Origin of the sequence: Bilophila wadsworthia ATCC 49260 (assembly GCF_000701705.1) — a bacterium.
Taxonomy (GTDB): domain Bacteria; phylum Desulfobacterota; class Desulfovibrionia; order Desulfovibrionales; family Desulfovibrionaceae; genus Bilophila; species Bilophila wadsworthia.
Genome location: NZ_KL370817.1, coordinates 1 through 5994 on the forward strand (window position 1 = coordinate 1; position 5994 = coordinate 5994).

Below are 5994 nucleotides of genomic sequence, written 5' to 3' on the forward strand. Positions count from 1 at the left end.
ATCATGTGCACATGTTACTGTCGATTCCACCTAAATATGGGGTGGCAGAAGTAGTGGGCTATTTAAAAGGAAAAAGCGCTATTGAGATAGCGAAACATTTTGAAAAAGTTTGTAAAATAACAGGAGCGAGTTTCTGGGCGAGAGGATATTTTGTAAGCACGGTAGGAGTAGGAGAACGGGAAATTCGGCTCTACATAGGGAACCAGGAAAAAGAAGACAGGAAGGTGGAGCAGCTTAAGCTGCTGTAATTCGCCGTAGGCGAATAGCAAAAACCGCTTTGAGCGGTTACCGCGTTTCAAGCCCCCGGCTTTGCCGGGGGTTTTGACAGTCTTTGAGGAGGATGGGGGAGGTTTGGAGGGGGAAGGGGAAACTTTCTTTAGAAAGTTTCCCCTTCCCCCTCCAATCTTCAATCACCACCAAAACGTCTCCCGCAGTACATCCTTCCGATAGCGGTCATAGGTGGCCATCATGCCGCAGAAGACGGGAAAGGCCGCGGCGGGAAGAACGGAAACGGACAGATTCAGGGGCAGGCCGACGTACCAGAGGGCGAGCCCGTCGATGAGGATGGCGGCGAAGCCCAGCCAGCACCGCCCGAGAAGGGAAAAAAGTCCGGCCTGAAACAGCGCCTTCCAGATAATGCTCATGTTCAGCCATGCATAGGCGGTTCCGAAACCAAGCCCGATATACAGGCGCTCGGTGTGGAACGAGCCGTACAAAAAGACGGCGGCAAAAGTGAGGAAGGCGAGCAGAGCCCAGAAGCCGCGCCCGAGGCAGAACAGCAGGACAAAGAGCAGGGCGAGGGCTTGAAGGGCTTGATAATACGGTGTGTAGGCCTCAATGAGGATGTCCGTGAGGGCGGAGGCGTCCGTGGGCAGGATGAGCGGGGCGTACAAAAACAGGCCCACGGCGAGGAGCACGATGCCTTTGCGCCAAAGGCCGAAGAGGAAAAAGGCGAACGGGCCGAGCAGGTAGGCCCAGACATTGAAGAGCAGGGCGGGGCTGACGGAAGGCCGGAAAAAGGGAACGCCAAAAAAGCGCCCGGTAAGGGTGCTGGAGGCGATGGCCTCAAAGCGGCTGTTCCCGGGCGGGGCGTTTGCCCCGTCGGTTGCTGGGGTCATTTCCGGTCCTTGCGCTTGCGTTGCCGGATGGCGAGCGTCAGGCCCGCAAGCGCGCCCCCGATCATGCCTACGCCGAAGGCTCTGGGAAGGCTGTCGGAAAAACCGGCGAGCGCGTACAGGACGCCCATAGAACCACCGATGAGAATGCCGCGGAGAAGAAAATGTCGCATGATATCCCTGTCTCTAACGATTTCTGAGTATAGGACTCTTTTCTCTAGGTACGGTACATGCTACCGTCCGACCGAAATGAGATCTTTTGAGTAGTCGATGCGGCGGCGGCATGTCAATGCGCATCGGCCGGTGCGGCGTTAGGGAAACGGATAACGTAAGGAATAGCTGATGAAATCTCCAGTTGGTACCCCTCTGTCGTTGATGGTGTCCGTGTGCACGCTGTTTGCCCTGCTGCTTGTGGGCGGGTGCAAGTCAGAGGAGAAGGGCCGGACGGCCTCGCTTCCCCCGCCGCTCGTGGGCGTTATGACCGTCGAGGAGCGCAACGTCCCAGTCAGTTTCACCTATGCGGGGCAGACGGAAGGTTCCCGCGCCGTCGAAGTACGGGCGCAGGTTTCGGGCATCCTCATGCGCCGCGCTTATGACGAAGGGCAGTATGTCAAGCAGGGGCAGCTGCTGTTCGAGATCGAGCCGGATACCTACAGGGCGGCGCTCCGTCAGGCCAACGGCGTCATGGAACAGGCGCAGGCCAAGTTCACGCAGGCCCGCCAGAACCTGAACCGTGTTCTTCCGCTGTACAAGAAAAACGCCGTCAGCCAGAAGGACCGCGACGACGCTCAGGCCGCTTATGACAGCGCCAAGGCCGACCTCGATTCCGCCAAGGCCGCCGTGAGCGAAGCGGAAATCAAACTCAGCCACGCCTATGTGACCGCCCCGGTCGCCGGGTTCGCCAGCCGCGAATACCGTACGGTCGGCAACCTCATCACCGCCGGTTCGCAGGACGGCAGCCTTCTGACCGTGGTGAACCAGAACGATCCCATCTACGCCAACTTCGCTATCCCGAGCCCGCAGTTCATGCGCCTGCGCGCGCTGCAGGAACAGGGCCGCCTCAAGTCCGACGGGACCGTGGCCGAGATCACCCTCGCGGACGGGACGGTTTATCAAACGAAGGGCGTGATCACTTTCATCGACAAGCAGGTCAACACCAATACCAGCGTGGTCGCGGCCCGGGCCGAGTTCGTCAACCCGGATCTGTTCGTCCTTCCCGGCCAGTTCGTGCGCGTCACCCTTTCCGGCATGGAACTGGTCAACGCCATCCTGATCCCGCAGCAGGCCGTCATCCAGACGCAGAAGGGCAGTATGGTCGTCGTGATAGGCGAGGGCGACAAGGCTGAAATGCGCCCGGTGGACCTTGGCGACAATTACGGCGACAGTTTCCTGCTGAACAAGGGCGTGAAGGCTGGTGAGCGTATCGTGGTGGAAGGCGGCAACAAAGCCGTTCCCGGCCAGCCCGTGCGGGTTCAGCAAGCCTCCGTTCAGGACGCGAAGCTGCCGGATCAGCCCGTCGGCACAGGCTCCGATTCCGGCAAGGCCGAATAGGGGAGCGCTATGGAAAACAAACAAACCCCGGCGCCGGAACAGGCTCCCGAAATCAAGGAAGGCTTTTTCCTCCGCCGTCCGATCTTTTCCACGGTTATCTCGCTCATCATTACGCTGGTGGGCGCGATCGCCATTTCAGTGCTGCCCGTTGAACAGTATCCCGACCTGACCCCGCCGCAGGTGGAAGTCAACGCGACCTACACCGGCGCGAGCGCCAACGTCATCGCTGAGACCGTGGCTTCGCTGCTCGAAAGCCAGATCAACGGCGTCGACAACATGATCTACATGAACTCGGTCAGCTCGGGGACCGGAAGCATGAGCCTGACCGTGTCCTTCAATGTGGGCACGGATCCGGACCAGGCGACCATCGACGTGAACAACCGGGTTCAGCTTGCGCTGGCGCAGCTTCCGCAGGAAGTGCAGCGCATGGGCGTCTCGGTGCTCAAAAAGTCGTCCTCCATGCTCCAGATCATCTTCCTGACCTCGCCGGATCAGCGGTATAACACCATTTATCTCAGCAACTACGCATTGCTGAACATCGTCGACGAGCTGAAACGCCTTCCCGGCGTGGGCGATGCCAAAAACTTCGCGGCGCAGGACTATTCCATGCGGGTGTGGCTCAAGCCCGACGTGATGAGCCAGCTCGGGGTCACGCCCGAGGACATCGCCACCGCCTTGCGGGATCAGAACGCCCAGTTCGCGGCGGGCCGCATGGGCGCTGAGCCCATGTCCTCCGGCGTGGGCGTGACGTGGCAGATCACCACGCAGGGCCGCCTGACCACCCCGGAACAGTTCGGCGACGTCATCCTCCGCACGCAGCCGGACGGCTCCATCCTCCGCCTCAAGGACGTGGCGACCATCGAACTCGGCGCGCAGAGCTACGATTTCGTGGGCAAGTACAACGGCCTCGACGCCGTGCCCATCGGCATCTACCTCTCGCCGGGCGCGAACGCCCTTGCCACCGCCGAAGTGGTCAAGGCCAAGATGGAGGAACTGTCCAAAGAGTTCCCTGTGGGCGTGGCTTACAGCATCCCCTACGATACCACGACCTTCGTGAAGATTTCCATCGAGGAAGTGGTGAAGACGCTTTTCGAGGCGATGGTGCTGGTGTTCCTCGTGGTGTACCTGTTCCTCCAGAACTGGCGCGCCACGCTGATCCCCTGCCTCGCCGTGCCCGTATCCATCGTGGGGACGTTCGCGGGCATGTATGCCCTTGGCTTCTCCATCAATACCCTGACCATGTTCGGCCTTGTGCTTGCCATCGGCATCGTGGTCGACGACGCCATCGTCGTGCTCGAGAACGTGGAGCGGCACATCAGCGACGGGCTGCCGCCGCGCAAGGCGACCGCCAAGGCCATGCAGGAAGTGACGGGCCCGGTTATCGCCATCGTGCTGGTGCTGTGCGCCGTGTTCATTCCCGTGGCCTTCACCGACGGCATGGCGGGCCGCATGTACCAGCAGTTCGCCATCACCATCGCGGTGTCCGTGGTCATCTCGGGCGCGGTGGCCCTGACCTTCACTCCCGCCCTGTGCGCCCTGCTGCTCAAGCCGGGGCATGGGGAGCCCAACGTTTTCTTCCGCAAATTCAACGGATGGTTTGAAGGGCTCACCGGAAAATACGTCAGCATCGTGAAGCTGCTGCTCCGGCGCAGCCTGCTTGCCGTGGGGCTGTTCGTGCTTGTGCTCGTGGGCATCGGCGGCGTGTTCGAGCGCGTGCCGGGCGGGCTCGTTCCCGATGAGGACCAGGGGTATCTTATCGCGCTCATGACCATGCCCGACGGCGCGGCCATCAGCCGCACGTCCGCCGTGGTGGAAAAGCTCGACAAGGCCATCATGGCCGATCCGCTGGTCGCGGACGTGATGAGCTTCTCCGGCATGGACGCCGTGAGCGGCGCGGCCAAGACCAACGTGGCGACGTTCTTCTTTACCCTCAAGCCGTGGGGCGAACGCAAGGCCCCCGGCGACAGCTCCTTTGATCTTGCCCGCAAGCTGTACGGCATGGGCTTTGGTCTGGAGCAGGGTTCGTTCATCGCCTTCAACCCGCCGCCGATCAGCGGCATGAGCAACACCGGCGGCTTTGAGATGTGGTTGCAGGACCGCAACGGCAGGGGGAGCGTGGAGCTTTCCGACGTTGCGCAGAAACTCGCGGAAGCGGCGAACAAGCGGCCCGAGCTGCAAGGCGTGAGTACCTCGTTCACGGTCAACGCGCCGCAGCTTTTTGTCGAGCTTGACCGCGAGAAGGCACGCACCCTCGGCGTGAACGTGTCCGATGTCTTCCAGACGATGCAGGCGACGTTCGGTTCCTCCTACATCAACGACTTCAACCTCTACGGGCGGACGTTCCGCGTCTACACGCAGTCGGAAAAGGATTACCGCGCGCGGCCGGAAGATCTGGCGGAAGTGTACGTCCGCAACAAGCAGGACGAGATGATCCCCCTGACGGCCCTGATCAACGTGAAGCCCACGTCCGGGCCTCAGACCGTGGAGCGCTTCAACAACTTCCAGGCCGCCAAGTTCATGGGCAACCCCGCCACGGGCTACAGTTCCGGGCAGGCCATGACGGCGATGGAGGAAGTGGCCAAGGAAGTGCTGCCGGACGGGTATACCATCGCGTGGTCCGGCTCGTCGTATCAGGAAAAGCTGGTCAGCAGCGGCGGTTCGCTCGTTTTCGTGCTCGCGCTGGTCATGGTCTTCCTGATCCTCGCCGCGCAGTATGAAAGCTGGTCGCTCCCGCTCACCGTGCTGACCGCCGTGCCGTTCGGCGTGCTCGGGGCCATCACCGCCATCTGGCTGCGCGGCATCTCCAACGACGTGTATTTTCAGGTCGCCCTTGTGACGCTGATCGGCCTGTCGGCGAAAAACGCCATCCTGATCGTGGAATTCGCCGTCGAGCAATACCGTAACGAAGGCAAGGACGCGGTGCACGCGGCCGAAGAAGCCGCCCGTCTGCGTTTCCGGCCCATCGTGATGACCTCGCTGGCCTTCATCCTCGGCTGCGTGCCCCTTGCCGTCAGTACGGGCGCGGGCGCGGCCAGCCGCCACGCCATCGGCACCAGCGTCATCGGCGGTATGCTCGTTGCTACCCTTGTCGCGCCGCTGTTCGTGCCCTTCTTCTTCCGCTGGATCATGAGGGCCTCTGAAAAGCTTATGGGCACGGGAAAGAAGGAAGAGTAAAATCGAGAGAGGGCAAAAGGCCGTCCCTTCCCGCCCCGCCTCCCCAGGCCTTTTGTAATGGAGGCAAGGGGCATATATTGGCTCATCGTTGCATTGCACGGCATCACGCCGGAGGAAATCGAAGACATTCCTGACGCCTTCGGAGCGGCGGGGG

At 61.3% G+C, this 5994-nt stretch carries 5 protein-coding genes; 3 read left to right on the forward strand and 2 right to left on the reverse strand.

The features are described from left to right. The coding region (gene tnpA / locus T370_RS0122080; protein ID WP_034507705.1) for an IS200/IS605 family transposase at window positions 1-248 on the forward strand (248 nt) is incomplete at its 5' end. A 162-nt stretch (window positions 249-410) separates the two neighbouring features. On the opposite strand, the gene T370_RS0122085 is transcribed toward tnpA, so the two are convergent. Both T370_RS0122085 and T370_RS25580 read right to left on the reverse strand, forming a co-directional pair. Next, window positions 411-1118 carry a hypothetical protein gene (locus T370_RS0122085; RefSeq protein WP_029437040.1) on the reverse strand — a complete coding sequence of 236 codons (708 nt, stop codon included), beginning with the start codon at window positions 1116-1118 and terminating at the stop codon, window positions 411-413. Further along, entirely contained in the window at window positions 1115-1288 is a 174-nt protein-coding gene (locus T370_RS25580; RefSeq protein ID WP_005025158.1) for a hypothetical protein, read from the reverse strand. The genes T370_RS0122085 and T370_RS25580 overlap by 4 nt, the downstream gene beginning before the upstream one ends. A gap of 169 nt (window positions 1289-1457) precedes the next feature. On the opposite strand from T370_RS25580, the gene T370_RS0122095 reads away from it, so the two are divergent. After that, entirely contained in the window at window positions 1458-2666 is a 1209-nt protein-coding gene (locus T370_RS0122095; protein WP_029437041.1) for an efflux RND transporter periplasmic adaptor subunit, read from the forward strand. A gap of 9 nt (window positions 2667-2675) precedes the next feature. Next, window positions 2676-5840 (forward strand): efflux RND transporter permease subunit, encoded by a 3165-nt coding sequence (locus tag T370_RS0122100; protein WP_029437042.1) that lies wholly within the window; start codon window positions 2676-2678, stop codon window positions 5838-5840. Window positions 5841-5994 lie beyond the last annotated feature (154 nt).

Bases quoted from the DNA above. Each gene is read 5' to 3' on its own strand.
- T370_RS0122085 (WP_029437040.1), bottom strand. From the start codon at position 1,118: ATGACCCCAGCAACCGACGGGGCAAACGCCCCGCCCGGGAACAGCCGC.
- T370_RS0122100 (WP_029437042.1), top strand. From the start codon at position 2,676: ATGGAAAACAAACAAACCCCGGCGCCGGAACAGGCTCCCGAAATCAAG.
- T370_RS25580 (WP_005025158.1), bottom strand. From the start codon at position 1,288: ATGCGACATTTTCTTCTCCGCGGCATTCTCATCGGTGGTTCTATGGGC.
- T370_RS0122095 (WP_029437041.1), top strand. From the start codon at position 1,458: ATGAAATCTCCAGTTGGTACCCCTCTGTCGTTGATGGTGTCCGTGTGC.